The sequence below is a fragment of the Pseudomonas sp. 22189 genome, assembly GCF_052045635.1.
GTDB lineage: Bacteria > Pseudomonadota > Gammaproteobacteria > Pseudomonadales > Pseudomonadaceae > Aquipseudomonas > Aquipseudomonas parakoreensis.
Genome location: NZ_JBQEPG010000004.1, coordinates 287462 through 312257 on the forward strand (window position 1 = coordinate 287462; position 24796 = coordinate 312257).

Annotated in this window: 27 protein-coding genes; 12 read left to right on the forward strand and 15 right to left on the reverse strand. The window is 59.3% G+C overall.

Annotated features, from left to right (window positions below):
* The first annotated feature begins 83 nt into the window (after nt 1–83).
* From ACTJKS_RS06155 to ACTJKS_RS06170, 4 genes are read left to right on the forward strand one after another with little or no spacing between them, the layout of a single operon-like run.
* Nucleotides 84–1010 carry a DUF72 domain-containing protein gene (locus tag ACTJKS_RS06155; protein WP_108183950.1) on the forward strand — a complete coding sequence of 309 codons (927 nt, stop codon included), beginning with the start codon at nt 84–86 and terminating at the stop codon, nt 1008–1010.
* Entirely contained in the window at nt 1007–1804 is a 798-nt protein-coding gene (locus tag ACTJKS_RS06160) for an endonuclease/exonuclease/phosphatase family protein (protein ID WP_108183951.1), read from the forward strand. The genes ACTJKS_RS06155 and ACTJKS_RS06160 overlap by 4 nt, the downstream gene beginning before the upstream one ends.
* Nucleotides 1801–3075 (forward strand): cardiolipin synthase ClsB, encoded by a 1275-nt coding sequence (clsB, locus tag ACTJKS_RS06165; protein ID WP_108183952.1) that lies wholly within the window; start codon nt 1801–1803, stop codon nt 3073–3075. The genes ACTJKS_RS06160 and clsB overlap by 4 nt, the downstream gene beginning before the upstream one ends.
* Nucleotides 3072–4043, forward strand: a complete 972-nt coding sequence (locus tag ACTJKS_RS06170; protein WP_108183953.1) for a lysylphosphatidylglycerol synthase domain-containing protein — start codon at nt 3072–3074, stop codon at nt 4041–4043. The genes clsB and ACTJKS_RS06170 overlap by 4 nt, the downstream gene beginning before the upstream one ends.
* Nucleotides 4044–4069: 26 nt before the next feature.
* Here ACTJKS_RS06170 and ACTJKS_RS06175 read toward each other — a convergent pair whose 3' ends face one another.
* The 3 genes from ACTJKS_RS06175 to ACTJKS_RS06185 all read right to left on the reverse strand — a co-directional run bounded on the left by ACTJKS_RS06175 (nt 4070) and on the right by ACTJKS_RS06185 (nt 7141).
* A complete protein-coding gene (locus ACTJKS_RS06175) occupies nt 4070–4828 on the reverse strand; it encodes an alpha/beta hydrolase family protein (RefSeq protein ID WP_047296890.1) in 759 nt (252 codons plus the stop codon).
* Nucleotides 4818–5927, reverse strand: a complete 1110-nt coding sequence (locus ACTJKS_RS06180; RefSeq protein ID WP_198760327.1) for a DUF3182 family protein — start codon at nt 5925–5927, stop codon at nt 4818–4820. Before ACTJKS_RS06180 ends, ACTJKS_RS06175 begins: the two co-directional genes overlap by 11 nt.
* A gap of 233 nt (nt 5928–6160) precedes the next feature.
* Entirely contained in the window at nt 6161–7141 is a 981-nt protein-coding gene (locus tag ACTJKS_RS06185) for a GlxA family transcriptional regulator (protein WP_108184440.1), read from the reverse strand.
* Between the two features lie 99 nt (nt 7142–7240).
* Here ACTJKS_RS06185 and ACTJKS_RS06190 point away from each other — a divergent pair, with 99 nt between their 5' ends.
* From ACTJKS_RS06190 to ACTJKS_RS06220, 7 genes are all read left to right on the forward strand, one after another.
* The gene (locus ACTJKS_RS06190; protein ID WP_108183955.1) at nt 7241–7789 is read left to right on the forward strand and encodes a cysteine hydrolase family protein; all 549 of its coding nucleotides are present in this window, start codon (nt 7241–7243) and stop codon (nt 7787–7789) included.
* Between the two features lie 152 nt (nt 7790–7941).
* On the forward strand, nt 7942–8610 hold the full coding sequence (locus ACTJKS_RS06195; RefSeq protein WP_041074461.1) for a YjfI family protein: 669 nt from the start codon (nt 7942–7944) through the stop codon (nt 8608–8610).
* A 17-nt stretch (nt 8611–8627) separates the two neighbouring features.
* Nucleotides 8628–9326, forward strand: coding sequence for a PspA/IM30 family protein (locus ACTJKS_RS06200; protein WP_041074459.1), 699 nt, complete (start codon nt 8628–8630; stop codon nt 9324–9326).
* Nucleotides 9327–9527: 201 nt separating this feature from the next.
* Nucleotides 9528–10175 (forward strand): DUF2491 family protein, encoded by a 648-nt coding sequence (locus ACTJKS_RS06205; protein ID WP_041074457.1) that lies wholly within the window; start codon nt 9528–9530, stop codon nt 10173–10175.
* Between the two features lie 14 nt (nt 10176–10189).
* The gene (locus tag ACTJKS_RS06210) at nt 10190–10615 is read left to right on the forward strand and encodes a DUF350 domain-containing protein (protein ID WP_041074455.1); all 426 of its coding nucleotides are present in this window, start codon (nt 10190–10192) and stop codon (nt 10613–10615) included.
* Nucleotides 10616–10632: 17 nt separating this feature from the next.
* Complete coding sequence (locus ACTJKS_RS06215) at nt 10633–11316, forward strand: DUF1190 domain-containing protein (protein ID WP_108183956.1); 684 nt, start codon at nt 10633–10635, stop codon at nt 11314–11316.
* A gap of 2 nt (nt 11317–11318) precedes the next feature.
* Nucleotides 11319–12476 carry a glutathionylspermidine synthase family protein gene (locus ACTJKS_RS06220; RefSeq protein ID WP_108183957.1) on the forward strand — a complete coding sequence of 386 codons (1158 nt, stop codon included), beginning with the start codon at nt 11319–11321 and terminating at the stop codon, nt 12474–12476.
* Between the two features lie 80 nt (nt 12477–12556).
* Here the strand turns inward: ACTJKS_RS06220 and ACTJKS_RS06225 are convergent, their stop codons facing one another.
* Both ACTJKS_RS06225 and ACTJKS_RS06230 read right to left on the reverse strand, forming a co-directional pair.
* A complete protein-coding gene (locus ACTJKS_RS06225; RefSeq protein WP_007966163.1) occupies nt 12557–13075 on the reverse strand; it encodes a single-stranded DNA-binding protein in 519 nt (172 codons plus the stop codon).
* A gap of 9 nt (nt 13076–13084) precedes the next feature.
* Nucleotides 13085–14482 carry an MFS transporter gene (locus tag ACTJKS_RS06230; RefSeq protein WP_086794949.1) on the reverse strand — a complete coding sequence of 466 codons (1398 nt, stop codon included), beginning with the start codon at nt 14480–14482 and terminating at the stop codon, nt 13085–13087.
* Between the two features lie 191 nt (nt 14483–14673).
* Here ACTJKS_RS06230 and uvrA point away from each other — a divergent pair, with 191 nt between their 5' ends.
* Nucleotides 14674–17508: an excinuclease ABC subunit UvrA gene (uvrA, locus tag ACTJKS_RS06235; RefSeq protein WP_003228713.1), complete on the forward strand. Its 2835-nt coding sequence runs from the start codon at nt 14674–14676 to the stop codon at nt 17506–17508.
* 65 nt (nt 17509–17573) lie between these two features.
* Here the strand turns inward: uvrA and bfr are convergent, their stop codons facing one another.
* From bfr to rplO, 10 genes are all read right to left on the reverse strand, one after another.
* A complete protein-coding gene (gene bfr / locus ACTJKS_RS06240; protein ID WP_003228714.1) occupies nt 17574–18038 on the reverse strand; it encodes a bacterioferritin in 465 nt (154 codons plus the stop codon).
* 150 nt (nt 18039–18188) lie between these two features.
* A complete protein-coding gene (locus ACTJKS_RS06245) occupies nt 18189–19643 on the reverse strand; it encodes a catalase (RefSeq protein ID WP_108183963.1) in 1455 nt (484 codons plus the stop codon).
* A gap of 240 nt (nt 19644–19883) precedes the next feature.
* Entirely contained in the window at nt 19884–20270 is a 387-nt protein-coding gene (rplQ, locus tag ACTJKS_RS06250; RefSeq protein WP_003176402.1) for a 50S ribosomal protein L17, read from the reverse strand.
* A gap of 42 nt (nt 20271–20312) precedes the next feature.
* Nucleotides 20313–21314: a DNA-directed RNA polymerase subunit alpha gene (locus ACTJKS_RS06255; protein WP_003186012.1), complete on the reverse strand. Its 1002-nt coding sequence runs from the start codon at nt 21312–21314 to the stop codon at nt 20313–20315.
* A gap of 22 nt (nt 21315–21336) precedes the next feature.
* Nucleotides 21337–21957, reverse strand: a complete 621-nt coding sequence (gene rpsD / locus ACTJKS_RS06260) for a 30S ribosomal protein S4 (protein WP_003176404.1) — start codon at nt 21955–21957, stop codon at nt 21337–21339.
* Nucleotides 21958–21975: 18 nt separating this feature from the next.
* Complete coding sequence (rpsK, locus tag ACTJKS_RS06265; protein WP_002555466.1) at nt 21976–22365, reverse strand: 30S ribosomal protein S11; 390 nt, start codon at nt 22363–22365, stop codon at nt 21976–21978.
* Nucleotides 22366–22395: 30 nt separating this feature from the next.
* Complete coding sequence (rpsM, locus tag ACTJKS_RS06270; RefSeq protein ID WP_008374135.1) at nt 22396–22752, reverse strand: 30S ribosomal protein S13; 357 nt, start codon at nt 22750–22752, stop codon at nt 22396–22398.
* 130 nt (nt 22753–22882) lie between these two features.
* On the reverse strand, nt 22883–22999 hold the full coding sequence (gene rpmJ / locus ACTJKS_RS06275) for a 50S ribosomal protein L36 (protein ID WP_002555468.1): 117 nt from the start codon (nt 22997–22999) through the stop codon (nt 22883–22885).
* Between the two features lie 27 nt (nt 23000–23026).
* Nucleotides 23027–24355, reverse strand: coding sequence for a preprotein translocase subunit SecY (gene secY / locus ACTJKS_RS06280; RefSeq protein ID WP_003228718.1), 1329 nt, complete (start codon nt 24353–24355; stop codon nt 23027–23029).
* On the reverse strand, nt 24356–24793 hold the full coding sequence (gene rplO / locus ACTJKS_RS06285) for a 50S ribosomal protein L15 (RefSeq protein ID WP_003228720.1): 438 nt from the start codon (nt 24791–24793) through the stop codon (nt 24356–24358). It lies immediately after the preceding gene.
* Nucleotides 24794–24796: the final 3 nt, after the last annotated feature.

A 24796-nucleotide genomic window follows, 5' to 3' on the forward strand; every position in this document is an offset into this window, starting at 1 on the left:
GTAACGCCGTCGAAACTTTCCCGAACCGCCCACAGTCATCAACAAACACAGGCTGTATGAGGACTGACGACGGGAGGGGCGGCATGGCAACGATTCACATCGGTATTTCCGGCTGGCGCTACGCTCCGTGGCGCGGGGATTTCTACCCGAAGGGACTGACCCAGAAGCGCGAACTGCAATTCGCATCACGGGCGGTCAACAGCATCGAAATCAATGGATCGTTCTACGCCCTGCAACGGCCCGAACGTTATGCGCAGTGGTACAGCGAAACGCCGGACGACTTCGTCTTCAGCGTCAAGGCGCCGCGTTTCATCACTCACGTGCGCCGCTTGCGCGAGATCGAAAAACCGCTGGCGAATTTCTTCGCCTCCGGGGTGCTGGAGCTCAAGGAAAAGCTCGGGCCGATCCTCTGGCAGTTTCCGCCGAACTTCAAATTCGACCCCGAGCGCTTCGAACACTTCCTCTCATTGTTGCCCCACGATACCGAGGCGGCCGCCGCCCTCGCCCGTCAGCACGACGCGCACCTGCACGGCCACGCCAGCCTGAAAGCCTGGCGCAAAAAACCGCTGCGCCATGCCGTCGAAATTCGCAACGACAGCTTCATCGATCCCGACTTCGTGCGCTTGTTGAAACGCTACAACACCGCCCTGGTGATCGCCGACACCGCCGGCAAATGGCCGTATCGCGAAGACCTCACCAGCGACTTCATCTACCTGCGCCTGCACGGTGCCGAAGAACTCTACGCCAGCGGCTACAGCGAATCGGCGCTGCAGAACTGGGCCAAACGCATCGACGCCTGGCACCACGGTCAACAGCCCGGCGATGCGCACCTGATCGCGCCACGCCTCAAGCCCCGGGCGCGCAAGTCCCGCGAAGTGTTCTGCTATTTCGACAACGACATCAAAGTCCGCGCGCCCTACGACGCGCGCCGGTTGCTCCACTGTTTTGAGCTGGATAAAACACTCGCCACCGCCCCCGGCGAACCCGCTGCCGAAGGGGTGCTGACATGAGTATTCCAGAGCCGGTCGGGTTCACCGACGAGCAGACCAGCGTTGAAGTGTCGGTGCGTCGTTTCACCGTGCTGACGGTCAACACCCACAAGGGCTTCACTGCGCTCAACCGACGTTTCATCCTTCCGGAGTTGCGCGAAGCCGTGCGCAGCGTGGCCGCCGACGTGGTGTTTCTGCAGGAAGTCCACGGCACCCATGAGCATCATCCCAAGCGCTACAGCAACTGGCCGACGATGCCGCAGTACGAGTTCCTCGCCGACAGCCTGTGGCCGCAATTCGCCTATGGACGCAACGCGGTGTACCCGGAGGGCGATCACGGCAATGCGCTGCTGTCGAAATTCCAGATCATCCGCCACGACAACCTCGACGTTTCGATCAGCGGCCATGAGAACCGTGGCGTGTTGCATTGCGTGCTGCGCCTGCCGGGCGAAGGCGTCGAGGTGCATGCGATTTGCGTGCATCTGGGCCTGCGCGAAAGCCATCGCAATGCGCAACTGAAGCTGCTCGGCGAGCGCATCGCGCAACTGCCGGCTGATGCCCCCGTGATCGTCGCCGGTGACTTCAATGACTGGCGCCAGCGCGCCGATGCGCTGCTCGAACCCTGCGGCCTGCGCGAAGTGTTCGCCGAACATCACGGCAACCCGGCGCGCAGTTTTCCGGCACGTCTGCCGATCCTGCGTCTGGACCGCATCTACGTACGTAACCTCAAGGCCAGCCAGCCAAACGTGTTGACAACACGGCCCTGGTCGCACCTTTCCGACCACGCCCCGTTATCGGTGGAGATCGAACTATGAGCAGCGCACCGCTGGAGAAATCCGCCGTGGAACCGATCAGCATCAACCCGCCGGTACGCGAGCCCGGACCTGTCGATGTCGAGTACAACTGGCAGGGCAACAACCGTGTCGAGTTGCTGGAAAACGGCGAGGAATATTTCCCTCGGGTGTTCGACGCCATGCGTGCGGCGAAGAGTGAAATCCTGCTGGAGACCTTCATCGTTTTCGAAGACAAGGTCGGCGCAGAGTTACAGCAGATCCTGATCGACGCCGCCCGGCGCGGCGTGCGCACCACCGTCAGCCTCGACGGTTTCGGCTGTGGTGAGTTGACCACCGGTTATCTCGCGGCATTGAGCGACGCCGGCGTGCACTTGCAGATGTTTGACCCGGCGCCCAAGCACCTGGGTTTTCGCACCAACTGGTTCCGCCGTCTGCACCGCAAGATCGTGGTGGTCGACGGACTGATCGCGTTCATTGGCGGGATCAACTTTTCCGGCGATCACCTGGCCGACTTCGGCCCCGAAGCGAAACAGGATTACGCGGTGCAGGTTCAAGGGCCGGCGGTCGCTGACATCCATCATTTCGCCCTGCTGCAAAGTGGTCGGCCGGGCCGCGCACGCTTCTGGTGGCAACGTCGGCGCCAGCGTCGGGCAGACATGGCTTTCAACGATCACGACGGTCAGGTGCGCCTGGTGTTTCGTGATAACGATCAGCACCACACCGACATCGAAGACGTGTACTTGCACGCATTGCGCCGGGCCAAACGCCGGGTGGTGATCGCCAACGCCTACTTCTTCCCCGGCTACCGCCTGCTGCGCGAGCTCCGCAACGCGGCGCGCCGTGGCGTCGAGGTGCGCCTGATCCTGCAAGGTCAACCGGACATGCTGGTGGCCAAACTGGCGGCGCGCATGACCTACGACTATCTGCTCAAGGCCGGGGTGCAGATCCACGAATATTGCCAGCGCCCGCTGCACGGCAAAGTCGCCTTGGTGGATGAGGAATGGAGCACGGTCGGTTCGAGCAATCTCGACCCGCTGAGCCTGTCACTGAACCTGGAAGCCAACGTGCTGATCCGCGATCGCACGTTCAATCAGCACTTGTTCCAGCGTCTCGAAGACCTGAGCCACAACCACTGCAAGGCGATGGACCCGAGCAAGGTGCCACGCGGACGGATCTGGCACATGACCGTGGGGTTTCTGGTGTTCCACTTCCTGCGGCATTTTCCGGCGATGGCCGGTTGGCTGCCGGCGCACAAACCACGGCTCAAGCCGTTTCGGGGGCGCATGTCATGAGCCATTCCCCAGCGCAAGCAGCGCCCGCCGTGCATTCTCGATGGAGTCGCTGGAAACGCCCACTGACGCTGCTGTTCTTCCTCGCGTTGATCGTGTTGCTGACAATGTTTGCCACCCGCATCGAATGGGCGGAAGTGCTGCAGACCCTGGCCGACTTCAAGGTGCGCACACTGCTCATCGCCGCCGGCGTGACCCTGTTGAGCTTTCTCACCTACGCCAGCTTCGACCTGATCGGGCGCACCTACATCCGCCAGGACCTGACCTGGAAACAGATCCTCCCGGTGGGGATCATCAGCTATGCGTTCAACCTCAATCTCAGCGCCTGGGTCGGCGGGATCGCCATGCGCTATCGGCTGTATTCACGCCTGGGGGTGAGCAAAAGCAACATCGCCAAAATTCTCGGTCTGAGCCTGGCCACCAACTGGTTCGGCTACATGACGATTGCCGGCGTGGTGTTCAGCAGCGGCCTGGTGAGCATGCCGCCGGGCTGGAAAATCAGCAGCGATGCGTTGCAGGGCATTGGCGTGCTGTTGCTGCTGCTGAGTGCCGGTTACCTCGCCGCGTGCCAGTTCTCCAAGCGCCGCGAATGGTCGATTCGCGGGGTGGAAATCAACCTGCCGTCCCTGCGCATGGCCGTCCTGCAACTGCTGCTGGGTGCGCTGAACTGGTCGTTGATGGCGGCGGTGATTTTCACCTTGCTGCCGGGCAAGCTGGATTATCCGCTGGTGCTTGGCGTGCTGTTGATCAGTGCGATTGCCGGGGTCATCACCCACATTCCGGCGGGGCTCGGGGTTCTGGAAGCGGTATTCGTCGCGCTGCTGCAACACGAAATTTCGCGGGGCAGTCTGGTGGCGGGATTGCTGGCGTATCGGGCGATTTATTTTCTTTTGCCGTTGTTGATCACGGTGGTGATGTATCTGCTGGTCGAGGCCAAGGCGAAGGCGTTGCGGATCGAGAAGAAGCCCTAGTCATCCTTCGCCACAGGGGGATGTGTTCAAGTGGACTGAATAATGCTCAACCGCTCCCCGACCACCATCTCGGTAATCCAGTCCACCAGAATCGAGGTATAGGCCTGCTGCGAAACCGGGTCGCTCAGCGCATGGTCAGCACCGTCGATGATCCGGTGCGTCAGCGAATGCGTCTGCTGACACGCGGCGCGATAACTCATGATCGTGGCGTGGGGCACGTAGTCATCGGTTTCCGATTCCACCAACAACACATCCCCGGTGAACTGCGAACAGGCGTGCAAGGCGCGGTTACTGTCGGCACGCACCAGCGTCGCCCGATAGTCACGCAGATCAGCCTTGTCCAGATCACGCTTGGGCGTATGCCATTGCTCGTCGCGATACAGCGCCGGCACCCGCAACGCCAGCCAGCGCACCGGGCGCAGCGAGGTGAGAATCGACGCGAGATAGCCGCCATAACTGGTGCCGACTACCGCAATCGCCGAGGTGTCGAGCGCCGGATGCGCCAACAGGCGATCGTAGGCCGCGAGCAAGTCACGCAAGTTGTCTTCGCGCGTGACCCGGGTCAGCGGAATGCCGGTGCCACCGGTGTGTCCGCGCAGGTCGAAGGTCAGGCACACACAACCCAGCCCGGCGATGCCCTTGGCGCGTTCCAGATCACGCTCCTGGCTGCCACCCCAGCCGTGCACAAACAACACGCCGGGGACTTTCGATTTGGGACTGAGAAACGTCCCGCTCATCTGTTCGTCATCAATGTCGATCTGAATGCTTTCGCTTCTAGCCGTCATAGGATTTGACCGTTACGTATTTGAGGAGAAAGTCGCTGTTCTCGGCCGGGCCGCGATAGATTTCGATGGCGTCCGCCGGCAGGCTTTGATCACCGTAGGTTTCTACGGTCGACACACGGATCGCCCGCATCTGCGGAGCGTTGACGAAGCTCTGCAGCGCGGCCAGTTCAGCGCTGCTGGCACCGCCCATGCGCCAGGATTGTTCGAGCACACCGCTGCGCGGTTTGCCATCGCTGTCCAGGCCTTGAGCGATGTCGTAGTTGCGCCGCGAGGCATAGAAACCCGGGTAGGCTTCGTCTGCCGCCCGGTCAAACATTCGCGCCTGCTCGATGGCCAGCCGCACGTCATCCGCTAAATCCAGCGCCAGCAACTGATCGTAACCGCCCTGCACCACCAGCAGATTCGAACCGCCGTAGACGTCCTCGCCATGGGCGTCCTGAGTCAAGTATTGATCACCGCAGTAGCTCAGCACCTTGCCGCCGATGAATGACTGACCGACGCTGTGGGTGACGACCTTGCTCAAGTCCTGCTCCAGCACCACGCCATCGCGGAACAACGCTGCTGCATCCACTCGAGCGAGGACCTCGTCGAACGCGTCGAGGCTGTTGATAACTTCCTGACCGCGACCGGCACAAGCGTGAATCGGCTTGAGGCGAATGGGGCCGCTGTACAGCAAGTGCTCGGCGGCGGGCCGCGCGTCTTCCAGGGCAAACACGGTCAAGCCATCGAGCACCACGTCGCGCACACGCTCACAGAACTGCGGCGCCCAGCCTTGCGGCGCGTGGGCCAGATGGCTGCGCAGGCCGTGACTGATGGCTTTGGTGCAGATGAAATCGTGTTCGACGAATCCGCCCCATAAATCATCCGCGCTTTTGATGCCCAAGGCCTGTGCCTGTCCGGCGCCGACAATGGTTTGCGTCGGCAGCCAGTACAGATCACGACCGCGGTGTTGTTCCGGGACGTAGCTGCCAGCAAATCTGAGCCCGAGAATCTGCGCCAGCCAACGGGCCAGCGCCTTGTTGGTCTGCACTTCATGGTGTGGCGCGCCAGCGCGCACCGAGTGCGCGACGACGATTTTTCTGCCTGGCGTCGGGGTCATGCGTCCCCCTTGCAGCGGATGGGTGAATGGAGTGATGAGCGGTGCAGAGATCAGGCCAATCGGGGGGCTGTGGAAAACTTCGGCAAATCAAATGCTTGCCGAAAACGTGATGGCATCAAGCCCGTTTCAATCTGCACGACCGGGCGCCAGGGCCCGGTAATTTGCACGATTTCAGCAGCCCCAGATTTCAATGTGGGTGGGGGCTTGCTCCCACAGGTCATGGCGTGTCTGGACTATCCCGAGACACCAAACCGCGCCCGATAATCACTTGGCGTCAGCCCGGTGATTTTCTTGAAGATCGCGCGAAACGCTCCCGGGTCCTGATAGCCCACCGTCCATGCAATGTGGTCGATGGTGCCATTGGTGAATTCGAGCAGTTCTCGCGCCTTGCCAACCCGCAGATGCTGGCAATATTCGGTGGGTTTCAACCCGGTCGCCGCACGGAAACGACGCAGAAACGTGCGCTCCTCCAGCCCCGCCCGCTCTGCCATCGAGGTCAGCGAAACATCAGTGGCGCCAGTGCTTTGCAGCCAATGCTGAACCTTGAGAATCGCCGCGTCGCCATGACTGAGGATCGGTGCAAAATTGCTCCCGCAGGCACTGGCGCTGTCGCTGTGTTCCATCACCAGAAAGCGCGCGGTGCCGCTGGCGATGCTCGGCCCGAGCAGCCGGTCGACCAGGCGCAAACCCAGCTCCGACCAAGCCATCAGCCCGGCAGTGGTGATCAAGTCGCCGTCATCGACAATCGGCGTATCCGCCTTGAGCCGGATGTTCGGATAACGCTCGGCAAACGCCTTGGCCGAGGTCCAGTGCGTGGTGGCGCTACGCCCGTCGAGCAGGCCGCTTTCGGCCAGCAGCATCGACCCCACACAGACACCGCCGAGGGTTGCACCACGGGCATGCTGATCACGCAGCCATTGCAACCATTGCGCTGAAACGCTGGCCGCAGAAAAACTGCCGAGGGACGGTGGAATCAGCACTGCCAGCAAATGACTGTCAGCGCCGGGATGACTGTCGTACACCCGCTGCGGCGTCTGCGCGGCGTCGGCTTTCCAGTGACTGACGCGCAGCACCGGTAACTGCGCCGCCTGACGCTCGGCAGCTATCCGGTTGGCGACCGCAAACAGATCGTTCAGCCCATGCACCGCCGCCAGTTGTACGCCGGGGTACATCAGTACGCCCAGTTCCACCGTGGCGGCCCTTTCTGCGCCCATGTCAGTTTTCCCCTGCTTATTGTCGGTCCGGCCAATCCTCGAAACGTCGGCCAGCGCCAATACTGAATCCACTTCCAGCCCATGCATCGAGGACACACCATGACCAGACAAGCGCTCATCGTAGTCGATATCCAGAACGACTACTTCCCCCAAGGCAAGTGGCCGCTGGTGGGGGCTGAAGCCGCCGCCGACAACGCCGCACGGCTGCTCGCCGCGTTCCGCGAAGCGGGCGATCCGGTGGTGCACATTCGCCACGAATTCACTTCGGCCGACGCACCGTTTTTCACCCCGGGCTCGGACGGCGCAAAACTGCATCCCAAAGTACTCAATCGTCCGGACGAACCGGTGGTGCTCAAGCACTTCGTCAATTCGTTCCGGGAGACCGAGCTGCAATCGATTCTCGATGAACAAGGCATCAGGGATCTGGTGATTGTCGGCAGCATGAGCCACATGTGCATCGACGGCATCAGCCGTGCGGCGGCCGACCTGGGCTACGGCGTCACGGTAATCCACGACGCCTGCGCCTGCCGTGACCTGGAGTTCAACGGGGTCACGGTGCCTGCCGCTCAGGTCCACGCGGCATTCATGTCGGCACTGGGTTTCGCTTACGCCAGCGTGGTCTCGGCCGAGGAGTTTCTGGGGCGCTGATCCATCACGACACACCCGGTAAAAACTTGCGCCCGCCACGTTGCGGGCGTTTTTTCGTCTGTCATGAAAATCTCACGCGTGAGCCATTGATGGCACTTTGAATTGGTTGTAGTGTGGCTCACGCGTGAGATGTTCATAACGGAGTCATTGCCATGAAAAGCCGCTCCCCCACTGTTGCGTCAGAGAGCCCAAAGGGAGAGCGCTCGAAACCGTCCGCGAAAAAACCGTCGAGCTTCTACATGAAGCAGATGCGCGCGGGCCTGGCTGCCGCCGGTTATGTGAAACACGAAACTTGGGTGCTTCCGGAAAACCGAAGCTTGCTCAAGCAGATGGAGCAACAGCTACGCCAACCGATTCTGGCTGGCTCATTCATGTCGGAGAATTACATGAGCGCAGGCAACAACTGGAACATCGATAGCCTCTTCAACGCCCTCAAGGCACTGGACGAGGTGGCTTCGCACGAGATCACGCTGTCTCTGATCCAGAGCTCCGAACCCAGCATCAAGCTGGAAATGAACGAATTCGGCGGTCTGCCGATTCACATCGCCGTGGCCGGTCAGCAGATCATCGTCGACACCGTGCTGGTGGACATCGATTCGATCACTGACGTGCGCGCCTTCAACGATGCCGTGCTGCGCAGCCGGGAAATGTTCCCGCTGTCGTCGATCGGCATCGAGTCGATGCCCAACGGTCAGACCGTTTACAACATGTTTGGCGCTCTCAGCGCCGACTCGAGCCTGACCAACGTCGTCACCGAGGTGAAAACTCTGGTCGACAACGTGCAACGCGCGAGCGAAGCCTTCGAACACTTCTTCAAGTAATCAACAGGGAATATCCAATGACTCAGTCCATCTGGAGCAAGTTGTTCACCGCTCTGCGCGGCGGCGCCAATGAAGTCGGCGAAGCGATCGTCGACCAGCAGGCCCTGCGCATCCTCGATCAGGAAATCCGCGACGCCGACACCGCGCTGTCGAACGCCCGCCGCGAGCTGGTCACCATCATGGCCAAGCACAAGCTGGCCGCCGACCGCGTGAGCGAGTACGACGCGAAGATCAAGGACCTGGAAGCCAAGGCGGTTGCCGCGCTGAACGCCGGCCGCGAAGACCTGGCCATGGAAGTGGCCGAAGCGATTTCGACCCTGACCAACGACCTGACCGCCGAGAAAGCCCAGAGCGACGAGTTCGGCACCTACGCCGAAAACATGCGCAAGGACATCACCAAGGCCGAGTCGCGAATCAAGAGCCTGCGCCAGCAGGTGGACATGGCCAAGGCCCGTGAAAGCGTGCAGAAGGCGCAGGTCAGCGCGTCCATCGCCAGCGGCGGCGCCAACGGCAAACTGGAAACCGCCGTCGGCACCCTGAACCGTCTGCAGGCCAAGCAGCAGCAACGCGCTGCCGAGCTGAGCGCCGCCGACGAACTGGCCGACGCTTCGACCGGCAACGACCTGGAACGCAAACTGCGCGACGCCGGCATCACGCCGAACGAAGGCAGCGCCAATGCGATTCTTGAGCGTCTGAAACAGAAGTCCGCGCAGTAAAATCGCTCTCCTGTAGGAGCTGCCGCAGGCTGCGATCTTTTGATCTTCAATCCAGNAAAAGATCGCAGCCTGCGGCAGCTCTTACAGGTTTTTTGCACCCAGAATATTTGCATTTTGCCTGCTCGTTCGCCGCCCGGCCCGGTACACTAGCGACGTTTTTTTTACCAACGAACACCTCCACCCGGCTCAAGGAATGTACCCATGGGATGGTTAAAAGATTTGCTGGGCACCAGCAACTGGCAGCCGGCTGCGCCCGCTCCGGTAGCCGGCGGCCCACTCGGAATGGCACAGGGCAAAGGCGTGCGATTCGATTCGACCCTGGCCTTACTGCTTGATGGCAGCACCTCGGTGCAGGTTCCGGCGGCAGAGGCAATCTGGAGCGCTGGCTGGATCGACCTTGGCCAATCCAACAAACTGCATCGCTACTACCTCAACAACGAGGATTTCTGGCTGCAGATCCACGTCACCGGTGACGACCAGATCGAGTCGGTCACCCTGTTCAACTATCTCAACTACGTGACCGTCAACAGTGACGCCGAGCTCCAGCGCCTGGCTGGTCCTGCAAGCCCGATCGGCCTGCCGACCTACACTCACGACGGCGTCCAGTACAGCCGCGAATGGGGCACCGAACTGGGCCAGACCGAACTGGTCCCGCTGACCGAACACGTGGTCAATCCGGACGAGAGTTACACCATCGAACACCACTCCATGCTTTATGCGCGCGAGACCGGTCTGACCGATCGCCGCGAATTGCTGCTGTTCTCCGTCGAACAAGACGAAGAAGGCACCGTCAGCCTGAGCACCTCGCTGGGTATTTCGCTGTACACGACTGATCTGAGCACCATTTAAAAAGGACGTTTTCCATGCTGGAAGTGCTGGCCGTTTCCCTGAACAAGACCGCGCTGGTCGGTTTCGTCGTCTACCTGATCGGCGCTGTGCTGCTGTTCATGCTGTTTCAGTTCGTCTACACGCGCATCACGCCCCACAAAGAATTTGAGCTGATCCGCTCCGGCAACATCGCTGCCGCGATCGCTTTGTCCGGCGCGATCATCGGTTTTGCGATTCCGGCCAGCAATGTCATCGCGTTTTCGGTCAACGTCCTCGATTTCGTGCTGTGGGCAGTGATTGCGGCGGTGGTGCAATTGCTCGCGTTCCTCGCCACCGGCCTGGTTCTCAAAGGCACCTCCAAGCGGATCGCCAACGGTGAAATCGCTTCGGGTATCTACGTGGCCGCAGTGGCTATCAGTGTCGGCATGCTCAATGCCGCGTGCATGACCCCGTCCAACTGATCGGCAGGAAGCCTTCGATGAAACGCAGCAAGTACGTTCAACTGTCCCTCGCCGCTTCGGTGGCGCTGGGGATTTCCGGCGAGGTTGCCGCGCAGGATCAGCAACGCTTCCAATCGGTCGAGGAGTGCGTCGGCGCCGAAGTGGCCGCCGATGTCTGCTCCAACGCCTACGTCGCGGCATTGACCGAGCACCGACGCATTGCCCCGGCCTACGCCGACAAGGCCACGTGCGACGCTGACTTCGCCGCCGACTGGTGCCAGAAGAACTCCGACGGCCGCTTCGTGCCCAAACTCGGCGGTTTCAAGGTACCGCAGAACGGCGAGTCCCCGCAGGACCTGAATGCGCTTGCCAACGCGCAGATGCCTGCCGGTGAAACAGCGGCTGCGCAGAACGCGCAAAGCACTTCCCACGCCTCTGGTGGCGGCAACGGTTGGCTCACGGGCTGGCTGATCGGCAATGCGATGAGCAACAACGCCAACCGCACGGTCTATCGCGATCGCGATACGCGCCAGACCTACAACACTTCGACGCAGTACCGCAGAATCGAATCGGCGCCGCGCAGTCAACCGGACTACGAGAGCAGCAAAAGCAAACCGGTGAACGTCGCCTCGTCGACCTCCCGTGGCGGCTTCGGCAGCCAGTCTTCCGCTCGCAGCGGTTGGGGTGGCTGGGGCAGCAGTTCCGGACGCTCGAGCAGCTGACCATGAAAAAGATCCACTGCGCCGAGCGCCCAGACTGGAAACAGACAGCCGAGAGCCTCGGCTTTCTGTTCCACACCATCGACGACGAGCCGTACTGGGACGAAAGCGCCTACTACCAGTTCACGCTCGCGCAGATCGAAAACGATCTGGAGGACCCGACCACCGAACTGCATGAGATGTGCATGGATCTGGTCGACCGCGTGGTGCACAGCGAAGAGCTGCTGGATCGCCTGAGCATCCCGGCGTCGTACTACGACATGATTCGTACTTCCTGGCTGGAAGGTCATCCGCATCTGTACGGACGCATGGACTTTTCCTACAGCGGCAATGGCCCTGCCAAACTGCTGGAGCTCAACTACGACACGCCGACCAGCCTCTATGAGGCGGCGGCGTTTCAGTGGGGTTGGCTGGAACAATGCATCGAGCGCGGAATGTTGCCGCGCCACGCCGACCAGTTCAACAGCATCGATACCAGGCTGCATCAGGCGTTTGCCGAGTTGCAACTCAAGCGTCCGTTCTACTTCGCCTCGATGAAAGACTCGGTCGAGGACAAAGGCACGACCGACTACCTGCGCCTGATCGCGGAAAAGGTCGGCATCGAATCCCGGCACATCGACATCGAAGACATCGGCCTGACCGCCGAGGGTCGCTTCGTTGACCTTGAGGATCGCTGGATCCCGCACCTGTTCAAACTGCACGCCTGGGAATTCATCTTCCACGAGCCGTTCGGTGCGGCGATTGCCAAGTGCGATACACAGTTTTTCGAACCGGCATGGAAATCCATTCTCTCCAACAAGGGCGCCCTGCCCCTGCTATGGGAGTTTCATAAAGGCCACCCGAATCTGCTCGCCGCGCACCTCGACCCGAATCCGGGCAGCGCGGTGCCCAAGGGCTGGGTACGCAAACCGTACTTCTCCCGGGAAGGCGCCAATATCGAACTGCACACGGCAGAAGGTCTGATCGTCAAAGAAGACGGGCCCTACACCGATGCGCCATTCATCCTGCAGGAATTTGCGCCATTGCCGAAGTTCGACGACAGCTACGCGCTGATCGGCTCTTGGGTGATTGGTGATCAGGCGGCTGGGATCGGCGTGCGGGAGGACAATAGTCTGATTACCAAGGATTCGAGCCGGTTTCTGCCGCACCTGATCCTCGACTGAGGCATGCATCCGCTCCCACAAAAAAGGCCCATCGTTTTGAACGACGGGCCTTTTTTATTCAGCGTGGATGCAGCATCCAATCAGAACGGGATGTCGTCATCGAAGCTGTCGAAATCCGGAGCCGGTTGCGGTGCGGCCTGCTGTGGAGCCGGGGCCGGACGCTGTTGCGGAGCCGATTGCTGCGGACGCGGAGCCTGTTGACGTGGCGCCTGCTGCTGGTAGTTGTTGCCACCGCCTTGTTGGTCGCCCTGTTGTGGACGGCCGCCGAGCAGTTGCATGGTGCCTTGCATGTCGACCACGATTTCAGTGGTGTAACGCTTGATACCGTCTTTTTCCCACTCGCGGGTCTGCAGCTTGCCTTCGATGTACACCTGCGAACCTTTACGCAGGTACTCGCCGGCGATTTCCGCAACCTTGCCGAACATCGAAACACGGTGCCATTCGGTCTTCTCGACCTTCTGACCGGTTTGCTTGTCGGTCCACTGTTCGCTGGTTGCCAGACTCAGGTTGGTCACGGCGTTACCGTTAGGCAGGTAGCGAACTTCGGGATCCTGGCCGCAAGTGCCGACCAATATGACTTTGTTAACCCCACGGGCCATAACGTTCTCCTAGGCTTCGCAAGCAGCCTCGGCCGGGTTGTTCACCAGGCGTTCGAGGGTGTCGCGATCCACTAATTCTTTGTCCAGTTTGATGTAAACAGCTGCTTCATCAGCAACTATCACTGCATCTGTTACCCCTACGAGGGCCTTGAGGCGCTCGACCAGACCCGCTTCGCGGATCGCCTCGGGCGATAACGGCAAGCGCAGGCTCGTCACATAGGGTGGTTCGCGCATGGTAACAGCAAAGGCCAGCCAGATGGCAGCCAGCCCGGCACATCCGAGGAAGACAACCGACAGACCGCCATGCTGAAACAGCCAGCCGCCGAGTATCCCGCCGAGTGCCGAACCGAGGAATTGGCTGGTGGAATACACGCCCATCGCCGTGCCCTTCCCGCCTGCCGGTGAAACCTTGCTGATCAGCGACGGCAACGAAGCCTCCAGCAGATTGAACGCGGTGAAGAATACCACCGTGCCGATCACCAGCGCCCGCAAGCTGTCACCGAACTGCCAGAAGAATAGCTCAGTGAGCATCAGCGTCAGGACGGCGCCAAGCAAAATTCGTTTCATTTTGCGTTTCTTCTCGCCGTAGATGATGAACGGAATCATGGCGAAGAAAGAGATCAGCAGCGCGGTGAGATAGACCCACCAGTGCTGCTCCTTGGGCAACCCGGCTTTTTCCACCAGTGCCAGCGGCAAGGCAACGAAGCTGGACATCAACATGGCATGTAACACAAAGATGCCGAGGTCCAGGCGCAACAGATCCGGATGCTTGAGTGTCGGCATCAAGGCCTGACGCGCCACGCCGGATTCACGATGGCTCAGCGGCCCGGTGGATTTCGGCACCATGAACATAATGATCAGGATGCCGACCAGCGCCATGCCGCCGGTGGCGAGAAACAGTCCGGACAGGCCGAAGGCCCGGGTCAACAACGGCCCGACCACCATCGCCACGGCGAACGACAGACCGATGGTCATGCCAATCATGGCCATGGCTTTGGTGCGGTGTTGTTCACGGGTCAGGTCGGAAAGCAACGCCATCACCGCCGCAGAAATCGCCCCGGCGCCCTGCAGGATGCGTCCGGCAATCACGCCCCAGATCGAATCGGCCTGAGCCGCCAGCACACTGCCGAGGGCGAAGACCACCAGCCCGAGGAAAATCACCGGACGCCGGCCGATGCGGTCGGAAATGATCCCGAACGGAATCTGGAAAATCGCCTGGGTCAGGCCGTAAGCGCCAATCGCCAGCCCGATCAGGGCCGGGGTCGCTCCCGCCAGGTCCATGCCGTAGGTCGCCAGGACCGGCAACACCATGAACATGCCAAGCATACGGAAGGCGAACACCAGGGCCAGACCGCTCGCTGCGCGGGTCTCGCTGCCACTCATGCGTTCGCTGTGGGGATCGTGCATGGAAAAACCTCGTGTGAACCGGCGGCGATTCTACCAGTCCCATCGAAAGACGGGGTATATCGCGACGCTATGACGCGTATAGATGAAACTCTCTTCATGCAAGGCAAAAAACCCTTCGTTTGATAGTGTGCATCCATCCAGTATTTGCCCGTATACTCCTACGTTTTCGACGCCCGCCGAGCGAGGCCACTTTGGACAAGATCCTGATACGTGGGGCCCGTACCCACAACCTGAAGAACATCGACCTGACCCTGCCACGGGACAAACTGATCGTCATCACCGGCCTGTCCGGATCCGGCAAGTCGTCCCTGGCCTTCGACACGCTGTACGCCGAAGGTCAGCGCCGCTATGTCGAATCCCTGTCGGCCTACGCCCGACAGTTCCTGTCGATGATGGAAAAACCCGACGTCGACACCATTGAAGGTTTGTCGCCGGCCATCTCCATCGAGCAGAAGTCGACCTCGCACAACCCGCGCTCCACGGTCGGCACCATCACCGAAATCTACGACTACCTGCGTTTGCTGTATGCACGCGTCGGTACGCCACGCTGCCCGGATCATGACATTCCGCTGGAAGCGCAGACCGTCAGCCAGATGGTTGACCTGGTGCTGGCGCAGCCGGAAGGCAGCAAGCTGATGTTGCTGGCGCCGGTTATTCGCGAACGCAAGGGCGAGCACCTGTCGGTTTTCGAAGAGCTGCGCGCCCAAGGCTTCGTTCGGGCGCGGGTCAATGGCCGCATCTGCGAGCTCGACGAGCTGCCGAAACTGGACAAACAGAAGAAGCACTCGATCGATGTCATCGTCGACCGTTTCAAGGTCCGTGCCGACCTGCAGCAGCGCCTGGCCGAATCGTTCGAAACCGCTCTAAAGCTGGCGGACGGCATTGCCTTGGTAGCGCCGATGGACGATGAACCGGGTGAAGAGATGATCTTCTCCGCGCGTTTTGCCTGCCCGATCTGCGGCCACGCGATCAGCGAACTGGAACCGAAGCTGTTCTCCTTCAACAACCCCGCCGGCGCCTGCCCGACCTGCGATGGTCTGGGCGTGAAGCAGTTCTTCGACATCAAGCGCCTGGTCAATGGTGAACTGACCCTGGCCGAGGGCGCGATTCGCGGCTGGGACCGGCGCAACGTCTACTACTTCCAGATGCTCGGCTCACTGGCCTCGCACTACAAGTTCAGCCTGGAGAAGCCATTCAACGAACTGACCGCCGAACAGCAGAAGCACATCCTGCACGGCAGCGGCTCACAGAATGTCGACTTCAAGTACCTCAACGACCGCGGCGACATCGTCAAACGTTCGCACCCGTTCGAAGGCATCGTGCCGAACCTTGAGCGTCGCTACCGCGAAACCGAATCGGCCAGCGTCCGCGAAGAGCTGGCCAAGTTTCTCAGCACCCAGGCTTGCCCGGATTGCCGAGGTACCCGTCTGCGTCGTGAAGCGCGGCACGTTTGGGTCGGCGAGAAAACCCTGCCGGCGGTGACCAACCTGCCGATCGGCGATGCCTGCGAGTACTTCGGCGAGCTGAAAATGACCGGGCGGCGTGGCGAGATCGCCGACAAGATCCTCAAGGAAATCCGCGAACGTCTGCAGTTTCTGGTCAACGTCGGCCTGGACTATCTGTCTCTCGACCGCAGCGCTGACACTTTGTCCGGCGGCGAGGCACAGCGGATTCGTCTGGCCAGCCAGATCGGCGCCGGGCTGGTCGGGGTGCTGTACATCCTCGACGAACCGTCCATTGGCCTGCACCAGCGCGATAACGACCGCTTGCTCGGCACCCTCAAGCACCTGCGCGATATCGGCAACACGGTGATTGTGGTCGAGCACGATGAAGACGCGATTCGCCTGGCCGACTATGTAGTGGATATCGGCCCGGGTGCCGGCGTGCATGGCGGGCAGATCGTGGCGGAAGGAACGCCCGCCGAAGTCATGGCGCACCCGGACTCGCTGACCGGTAAATACCTGTCGGGCCGGGTGAAGATCGAAGTGCCGGCCAAACGCACGCCGCGCAACAAGAAGCTGACGCTGTCGCTCAAAGGCGCGCGCGGCAACAACCTGCGCAATGTCGATCTGGAAATCCCGATCGGCCTGCTGACCTGCGTGACCGGCGTTTCCGGTTCCGGCAAATCCACGCTGATCAACAACACGCTGTTCCCGTTGAGCGCTACTGCGCTCAACGGTGCCACCACGCTGGAAGCGGCCGCGCATGACAGCATCAAGGGCCTGGAGCATCTCGACAAGGTCGTCGATATTGACCAGAGCCCGATCGGCCGCACGCCGCGCTCCAACCCGGCGACCTACACCGGGCTGTTCACCCCCATCCGCGAACTGTTTGCCGGTGTGCCCGAATCGCGCTCCCGTGGTTACGGCCCTGGGCGTTTCTCGTTCAACGTCAAGGGCGGGCGCTGCGAGGCCTGTCAGGGCGATGGTCTGATCAAGGTCGAAATGCACTTTCTGCCGGATATCTACGTGCCGTGCGATGTGTGCAAGAGCAAGCGCTACAACCGCGAAACCCTTGAGATCAAATACAAGGGCAAGAGCATCCACGAAACCCTCGAGATGACTATCGAGGAGGCACGGGAGTTCTTCGACGCGGTGCCTGCGCTGGCGCGCAAGCTGCAGACGTTGATGGATGTGGGCCTGTCGTACATCAAGCTCGGGCAGTCTGCGACCACGCTGTCCGGTGGTGAAGCGCAGCGGGTCAAGCTGTCTCGCGAGCTGTCCAAGCGTGACACCGGCAAGACCCTGTATATCCTCGACGAGCCGACCACCGGCCTGCATTTCGCGGATATCCAGCAATTGCTCGATGTGTTGCATCGCCTGCGCGACCACGGCAACACGGTGGTGGTGATCGAACACAACCTGGACGTGATCAAGACCGCCGACTGGCTGGTGGACCTGGGGCCGGAAGGCGGCTCCAAGGGTGGGCAGATCATCGCCACCGGCACGCCGGAGGAAGTGGCCGAGATGAAGCAATCTCACACCGGTCACTACCTCAAGCCATTGTTGATTCGCGATCGGGCCTGATCTGAGGGCATGAAAAAGCCCCTGTCACTTGTACAGTGACAGGGGCTTTATTTGTGTCTGCGCAATCAGGTGTGCGATTGCAGGTAATTCTCGAGACCGATGAGTTTGATCAGGCCCAACTGCTTTTCCAGCCAGTAGGTGTGATCTTCTTCGGTGTCGTTGAGCTGAACACGCAGGATCTCGCGACTGACGTAATCCTTGTGCTGCTCGCACAACTCAATGCCTTTGCATAGAGCGGCGCGAACTTTGTACTCGAGACGCAGATCGGCTTCGAGCATCTCCGGCACGGTGGTACCGACGTCGAGATCGTCCGGACGCATGCGCGGCGTGCCTTCGAGCATCAGGATCCGGCGCATCAGTGCGTCGGCGTGACCGGCTTCTTCTTCCATCTCATGGTTGATTCGTTCGTAGAGCTTGGTGAAACCCCAGTCCTCATACATCCGCGAGTGCACAAAATATTGGTCACGCGCGGCCAGTTCGCCGGTCAGCAACGTGTTGAGGTAATCGATAACGTCTGGGTGGCCTTGCATCGCCCTACATCTCCCTGCTTGAAAGTCTGTAGTTTGAACCAAGCTGACCGGAAGGTCACCCGTTTCGCGCAATAAAAGCGAAGAAGTTCTGAGAAAAGTTGGCTAAATAACGCAAAAACCGCCCTCAATGAGGGCGGTTCTGCTTCTCGTTTAGACTTCGTTAAGCTGTACGTCCAGCAGCTTTGCGATTGCTTCTCCATACGCCGGATCGGCTTTGAAGAAATGCTGCAACTGACGGTCAACCACGTCGGGTGAAACACCGCTCATGGCGCCGGCGATATTGCTGACCAGAAGCGCTTTCTGTTCGTCATTCATCAATCGGAACAACGCACCGGCGTGGCTGTAGTAATCGCTGTCCTCGCGATGATCGTAACGATCTGCCGGACCGCTCAAGGCCAACGAAGGCTCAGCATAACGCGGCGCCTGCTTCGGTGATTCCACGTAGCTGTTGGGCTCATAGTTAGGCGCTGCACCACCGTTGCTGCCGAACGCCATCGAGCCGTCGCGCTGGTACGTATTGACCGGGCTGCGCGGCGCATTGACCGGCAATTGCTGGTGGTTGGTGCCGACGCGGTAGCGGTGTGCATCGGCGTAAGCGAATACGCGACCTTGCAGCATGCGATCCGGCGACAGACCAACACCTGGCACCATATTGCTTGGACCGAATGCGGCTTGCTCGACTTCGGCGAAATAGTTGAGCGGGTTGCGGTTCAGCTCCAGTTCGCCGACTTCGATCAGCGGGAACTCCTTCTGCGACCAGGTCTTGGTCACGTCGAACGGGTTCTCATAGTGCGCTGCAGCCTGAGCCTCAGTCATGATCTGAATGCACACGCGCCATTTCGGGAAGTCACCACGCTCGATGGCCTCGAACAGGTCACGCTGAGCGTAATCCGGATCGGTACCCGCGAGACGCGCAGCCTCGGCCGGCGCGAGGTTCTTGATCCCTTGCTGGGTCTTGTAGTGCCATTTCACCCAGTGACGCTCGCCTCGAGCGTTGATCAGGCTGTAGGTGTGGCTGCCAAAGCCATGCATATGACGATAGCCGTCGGGAATCCCACGATCCGAAAACAGAATGGTCACCTGATGCAGCGCTTCAGGCGAATGCGACCAGAAGTCCCACATCATTTGCGCGCTTTTCAGGTTGCTCTGCGGCAGACGCTTCTGGGTGTGGATAAAGTCAGGAAACTTCAACGGATCACGGATGAAGAACACCGGAGTGTTGTTGCCAACGATGTCCCAGTTGCCTTCCTCGGTGTAGAACTTCAGGGCGAAACCACGTGGATCACGCTCGGTGTCGGCCGAGCCGCGCTCACCGCCTACAGTGGAGAAGCGCAGGAACGTCGGGGTTTGCTTGCCCACGGACTCAAACAGTCTGGCGCTGGTGTACTCAGTGATATCGCAGGTCACGGTGAATGTACCGTAAGCACCTGAACCCTTGGCGTGCACACGACGCTCAGGAATGTTTTCACGGTTGAAATGGGCAAGCTTCTCGATCAGGTGAAAATCGTCGAGCAGCAGCGGGCCACGAGGGCCGGCGGAGCGAGAATTCTGGTTATCAGCAACAGGTGCGCCACTGGCGGTCGTAAGCGTTTTGATCTGGCTCATACGGTCTTCTTCCTCTGTCAGTCTTGAAACTGCCGGCTAATCGGCTTGCTGGGAAGTATTGATCATCGGTGTAACACCTACAAATTCATTAACTTGTAGTCATCGATAGATAATTACTAATTATGTTTCCCAACACATAGTGACAACAGAACAATGTCAGAAGCTTGTACGAACAGCGCATTTTCTTGCGGGCACAAAAAACCGGGCACTAGGCCCGGTTTTTCGTTTCAGACTGACGTCTTACTCGGCGGATACAGCTTCGCCAGCAGTAGCACGATCAACCAACTCGACGTACGCCATAGGCGCGTTGTCGCCAGCGCGGAAACCGCACTTGAGGATGCGCAGGTAGCCACCCTCACGGGTAGCGTAACGCTTGCCCAGGTCGTTGAAGAGCTTACCAACGATAGCTTTCGAACGAGTACGGTCGAAAGCCAGACGGCGGTTAGCCAGGCTGTCTGTCTTGGCCAGAGTGATCAGCGGCTCGGCAACGCGGCGCAGTTCTTTGGCTTTTGGCAGAGTAGTCTTGATCAGCTCGTGCTCGAACAACGACACCGCCATGTTCTGGAACATGGCCTTGCGGTGCGAGCTGGTGCGGCTCAGGTGACGCCCACTTTTACGATGACGCATGGTTCATTCCTTACCAAACACTACGTTCGGTGATTACGACGATCAGGCAGTCGCCTTGTCGTCCTTCTTAAGACTTGCAGGCGGCCAGTTGTCGAGGCGCATGCCGAGGGACAGACCGCGGGAGGCCAGAACGTCCTTGATTTCAGTCAAGGATTTCTTACCCAGGTTCGGAGTCTTCAACAGCTCTACTTCGGTACGCTGAATCAGGTCGCCGATGTAGTAGATGTTTTCCGCCTTAAGGCAGTTAGCCGAACGTACAGTCAGTTCCAGATCGTCAACCGGGCGAAGCAGGATCGGATCGATCTCGTCTTCCTGCTCGACAACCACTGGCTCACTGTCACCTTTGAGGTCGACGAACGCAGCCAACTGCTGTTGCAGGATGGTTGCAGCGCGGCGGATAGCCTCTTCAGGATCCAGAGTACCGTTGGTTTCCAGATCAATAACCAGCTTGTCCAGGTTGGTACGCTGCTCGACACGGGCGTTTTCCACCACGTATGCGATACGGCGAACCGGGCTGAACGAAGAGTCGAGCTGCAAGCGACCAATGCTGCGGCTTTCGTCTTCATCGCTCTGACGCGAGTCGGCTGGTTCATAACCACGACCACGAGCTACGGTGAGCTTCATGTTCAGGGCGCCGTTAGACGCCAGGTTAGCGATTACGTGATCGGGGTTAACGATCTCGACATCATGATCCAGCTGAATATCGGCAGCGGTAACCACCCCCGAACCCTTCTTCGACAAGGTCAGCGTAACTTCGTCACGACCGTGCAGCTTGATGGCCAGACCTTTAAGGTTCAACAGGATTTCAATTACGTCTTCCTGTACACCTTCGATGGCGCTGTACTCGTGGAGCACACCGTCAATCTCGGCCTCGACTACTGCGCAGCCGGGCATTGAGGACAACAGGATGCGGCGCAGCGCGTTGCCCAGGGTGTGGCCAAAACCACGCTCGAGAGGCTCGAGAGTGATCTTGGCGCGGGTTGGACTGACAACCTGCACATCAATGTGGCGGGGTGTCAGGAACTCATTTACCGAAATCTGCATGGATGCACCTATTTTCTAGCCCTTACTTGGAGTAGAGCTCGACAATCAGGCTTTCGTTGATGTCGGCGGACAGATCACTGCGAGCAGGAACGTTCTTGAAAACGCCCGACTTCTTCTCAGTGTCTACTTCTACCCATTCTACGCGGCCACGTTGGGCACACAGATCGAGAGCTTGGACAATGCGAAGTTGGTTTTTTGCTTTCTCGCGAACTGCGACCACGTCACCAGCACGAACCTGATACGACGGAACGTTTACGGTCTGACCGTTAACGCTGATCGACTTGTGCGATACCAGCTGACGGGATTCGGCACGAGTCGAACCAAAGCCCATACGGTATACAACGTTGTCCAGACGGCATTCGAGCAGTTGCAGCAGGTTTTCACCGGTTGCACCTTTCTTGCCAGCAGCTTCTTTGTAGTAGCCGCTGAACTGACGCTCGAGAACGCCGTAGATACGACGGACCTTCTGCTTTTCACGCAGTTGGGTGCCGTAGTCGGACTGGCGACCGCGGCGTTGGCCGTGGATACCAGGTGCTGCTTCAATGTTGCACTTCGATTCGATCGCGCGCACGCCGCTCTTCAGGAAGAGATCGGTGCCTTCGCGACGAGCGAGTTTGCATTTTGGACCAATGTAACGAGCCATTCTTTACAATCTCCTGGATTACACGCGGCGCTTCTTCGGCGGACGGCACCCGTTGTGCGGGATTGGCGTCACGTCGGTGATGCTGGCGATCTTGTAGCCACAGCCGTTCAAAGCGCGGACTGCGGATTCACGACCTGGACCTGGACCCTTGACGTTAACGTCGAGGTTTTTCAGGCCGTATTCCAGCGCAGCTTGACCAGCACGCTCAGCGGCTACTTGAGCAGCGAACGGGGTGGACTTGCGGGAACCGCGGAAACCCGAACCACCGGAGGTAGCCCAGGAAAGAGCGTTACCTTGACGGTCGGTAATGGTCACGATGGTGTTGTTAAAAGAAGCATGGATGTGGGCGATGCCATCAACCACTGTCTTTTTAACTTTTTTACGAGGACGAGCAGCAGGTTTTGCCATGATTAAATTCCTGTCGATTCGCTGGGGCGATTACTTGCGGATCGGCTTACGCGGACCTTTACGGGTACGCGCGTTGGTCTTGGTACGCTGACCGCGTACTGGAAGACCGCGACGATGACGCAGACCGCGATAGCAACCGAGGTCCATCAAGCGCTTGATTTTCATGTTGATTTCGCGACGCAGGTCACCTTCAGTGGTGAACTTCGCCACTTCGCCACGCAGCTGTTCAATTTGCTCGTCGCTCAGATCTTTGATCTTTGCTGCTGGGTTTACCCCAGTGTCTGCACAGATTTTCTGCGCAGTAGTGCGACCGACACCATAGATGTAGGTCAGCGAGATAACAGTATGCTTGTTATCTGGAATGTTAACGCCTGCAATACGGGCCATTCAGTGGGACTCCAATTGACAGCTACCTACGCCCCGGAAGCCAAGAAATAGGGCGCGAGATAATATCGCTGTAATAACAAATAATCAACCCGGCAGCGCACTAGCTGCCGGGCTTGAAGCACAATCACACTCAGCCTTGGCGCTGTTTGTGACGCGGTTCCGCGCTGCAAATTACTCGAACAACACCTTCGCGGCGAATAATCTTGCAGTTACGGCACAGCTTTTTCACCGATGCACGAACTTTCATCACCAACTCCTCGAACCTTATGGGTACTCAGCGCAACATGCCGCTGCCGTAACCCTTCAGGTTGGCTTTCTTCATCAGGGATTCGTACTGGTGCGAAACGAGGTGCGATTGTACTTGGGACATGAAGTCCATCACAACCACGACCACGATCAGCAACGAGGTCCCGCCAAGGTAGAACGGAACGTTTGCTGCAACCACCAGGAACTGGGGCAACAGGCACACGGCCGTCATGTAAAGAGCACCGAACATGGTCAAGCGAGTCAGAACGCCATCAATATAGCGTGCAGACTGCTCACCTGGACGGATGCCCGGAATAAAGGCACCGGACTTCTTCAGGTTTTCCGCTACGTCTTTCGGATTGAACATCAACGCCGTATAGAAGAAGCAGAAGAAAATAATCCCTGCACTAAACAGCAGAATATTCAACGGCTGACCAGGAGCGATCGACTGCGAGATGTCCTGCAACCAGCCCATACCTTCAGACTGACCAAACCAGGCACCCAACGAAGCCGGGAACAGCAGAATGCTGCTCGCGAAAATAGCCGGAATAACACCGGCCATGTTCACCTTCAGCGGCAAGTGGCTTGTCTGCGCAGCAAAAACCTTGCGGCCCTGCTGACGCTTGGCGTAGTGAACAGCGATACGACGCTGACCACGCTCAATGAACACCACGAAACCGATAATCGCTACTGCCAGCAAACCGATGGCAACCAGGGCGAAGATATTGATATCACCCTGACGCGCAGACTCGAAAGACTGCCCGATTGCTCTCGGAAGACCGGCGACGATACCCGAAAAAATCAACATCGAGATACCGTTGCCTACACCACGCTCAGTAATCTGCTCACCCAGCCACATCATGAACATCGCACCAGCCACAAAAGTGGATACCGCGACGAAATGGAAGCCAAAGTCACCAGTGAACGCAACGCCCTGCCCCGCCAAGCCAATGGACATGCCAATAGCCTGAACGAGAGCGAGAACGACGGTGCCGTAGCGGGTGTACTGGCTGATCTTGCGACGGCCAGCTTCACCTTCCTTCTTCAACTGCTCCAGCTGCGGGCTGACGGCGGTCATCAGTTGCATGATGATCGATGCCGAAATGTACGGCATGATCCCCAGTGCAAAGATGCTCATCCGTTCCAGCGCGCCGCCGGAGAACATGTTGAACAAGCTAAGAATGGTCCCCTCATTCTGTCGAAACAGGTCTGCGAGTCGGTCCGGGTTGATACCTGGAACCGGGATGTGTGCGCCTATTCGGTAGACGATAATCGCCAGGAACAGAAAACGCAGACGAGCCCAGAGTTCAGACATACCGCCTTTGCCGAGCGCAGAGAGAGCACCTTGCTTAGCCATTTATTCCTCGAACTTGCCGCCAGCTGCTTCGATAGCCGCACGCGCACCTTTGGTGGCGCCGATTCCCTTGCCGATAGTGACAGCGCGAGTCACTTCACCGGACAGCATGATTTTCACACGCTGTACGTTGACGTTGATCACGTTGGCATCTTTCAGGGACTGCACGGTGACGATGTCGCCTTCCACTTTGGCCAGCTCGGACAGACGCACTTCTGCGCGGTCCATGGCTTTCAGGGAAACGAAACCGAACTTCGGCAGGCGACGATGCAGCGGCTGTTGACCGCCTTCAAAGCCTGGAGCAATAGTGCCACCGGAGCGGGAGGTTTGACCTTTGTGGCCACGGCCACCAGTCTTACCCAAACCGCTACCGATACCACGGCCCGGACGATGCTTTTCGCGACGGGAACCCGGCGCTGGACTCAGATCATTGAGTTTCATCGA

What these genes read in the sequence shown, in the direction of transcription:
- ACTJKS_RS06155 (WP_108183950.1), top strand. Translation starts at nt 84, where the DNA reads ATGGCAACGATTCACATCGGTATTTCCGGCTGGCGCTACGCTCCGTGG.
- ACTJKS_RS06160 (WP_108183951.1), top strand. Translation starts at nt 1,007, where the DNA reads ATGAGTATTCCAGAGCCGGTCGGGTTCACCGACGAGCAGACCAGCGTT.
- clsB (WP_108183952.1), top strand. Translation starts at nt 1,801, where the DNA reads ATGAGCAGCGCACCGCTGGAGAAATCCGCCGTGGAACCGATCAGCATC.
- ACTJKS_RS06170 (WP_108183953.1), top strand. Translation starts at nt 3,072, where the DNA reads ATGAGCCATTCCCCAGCGCAAGCAGCGCCCGCCGTGCATTCTCGATGG.
- ACTJKS_RS06175 (WP_047296890.1), bottom strand. Translation starts at nt 4,828, where the DNA reads ATGACGGCTAGAAGCGAAAGCATTCAGATCGACATTGATGACGAACAG.
- ACTJKS_RS06180 (WP_198760327.1), bottom strand. Translation starts at nt 5,927, where the DNA reads ATGACCCCGACGCCAGGCAGAAAAATCGTCGTCGCGCACTCGGTGCGC.
- ACTJKS_RS06185 (WP_108184440.1), bottom strand. Translation starts at nt 7,141, where the DNA reads ATGGGCGCAGAAAGGGCCGCCACGGTGGAACTGGGCGTACTGATGTAC.
- ACTJKS_RS06190 (WP_108183955.1), top strand. Translation starts at nt 7,241, where the DNA reads ATGACCAGACAAGCGCTCATCGTAGTCGATATCCAGAACGACTACTTC.
- ACTJKS_RS06195 (WP_041074461.1), top strand. Translation starts at nt 7,942, where the DNA reads ATGAAAAGCCGCTCCCCCACTGTTGCGTCAGAGAGCCCAAAGGGAGAG.
- ACTJKS_RS06200 (WP_041074459.1), top strand. Translation starts at nt 8,628, where the DNA reads ATGACTCAGTCCATCTGGAGCAAGTTGTTCACCGCTCTGCGCGGCGGC.
- ACTJKS_RS06205 (WP_041074457.1), top strand. Translation starts at nt 9,528, where the DNA reads ATGGGATGGTTAAAAGATTTGCTGGGCACCAGCAACTGGCAGCCGGCT.
- ACTJKS_RS06210 (WP_041074455.1), top strand. Translation starts at nt 10,190, where the DNA reads ATGCTGGAAGTGCTGGCCGTTTCCCTGAACAAGACCGCGCTGGTCGGT.
- ACTJKS_RS06215 (WP_108183956.1), top strand. Translation starts at nt 10,633, where the DNA reads ATGAAACGCAGCAAGTACGTTCAACTGTCCCTCGCCGCTTCGGTGGCG.
- ACTJKS_RS06220 (WP_108183957.1), top strand. Translation starts at nt 11,319, where the DNA reads ATGAAAAAGATCCACTGCGCCGAGCGCCCAGACTGGAAACAGACAGCC.
- ACTJKS_RS06225 (WP_007966163.1), bottom strand. Translation starts at nt 13,075, where the DNA reads ATGGCCCGTGGGGTTAACAAAGTCATATTGGTCGGCACTTGCGGCCAG.
- ACTJKS_RS06230 (WP_086794949.1), bottom strand. Translation starts at nt 14,482, where the DNA reads ATGCACGATCCCCACAGCGAACGCATGAGTGGCAGCGAGACCCGCGCA.
- bfr (WP_003228714.1), bottom strand. Translation starts at nt 18,038, where the DNA reads ATGCAAGGCCACCCAGACGTTATCGATTACCTCAACACGTTGCTGACC.
- ACTJKS_RS06245 (WP_108183963.1), bottom strand. Translation starts at nt 19,643, where the DNA reads ATGAGCCAGATCAAAACGCTTACGACCGCCAGTGGCGCACCTGTTGCT.
- rplQ (WP_003176402.1), bottom strand. Translation starts at nt 20,270, where the DNA reads ATGCGTCATCGTAAAAGTGGGCGTCACCTGAGCCGCACCAGCTCGCAC.
- ACTJKS_RS06255 (WP_003186012.1), bottom strand. Translation starts at nt 21,314, where the DNA reads ATGCAGATTTCGGTAAATGAGTTCCTGACACCCCGCCACATTGATGTG.
- rpsD (WP_003176404.1), bottom strand. Translation starts at nt 21,957, where the DNA reads ATGGCTCGTTACATTGGTCCAAAATGCAAACTCGCTCGTCGCGAAGGC.
- rpsK (WP_002555466.1), bottom strand. Translation starts at nt 22,365, where the DNA reads ATGGCAAAACCTGCTGCTCGTCCTCGTAAAAAAGTTAAAAAGACAGTG.
- rpsM (WP_008374135.1), bottom strand. Translation starts at nt 22,752, where the DNA reads ATGGCCCGTATTGCAGGCGTTAACATTCCAGATAACAAGCATACTGTT.
- rpmJ (WP_002555468.1), bottom strand. Translation starts at nt 22,999, where the DNA reads ATGAAAGTTCGTGCATCGGTGAAAAAGCTGTGCCGTAACTGCAAGATT.
- secY (WP_003228718.1), bottom strand. Translation starts at nt 24,355, where the DNA reads ATGGCTAAGCAAGGTGCTCTCTCTGCGCTCGGCAAAGGCGGTATGTCT.
- rplO (WP_003228720.1), bottom strand. Translation starts at nt 24,793, where the DNA reads ATGAAACTCAATGATCTGAGTCCAGCGCCGGGTTCCCGTCGCGAAAAG.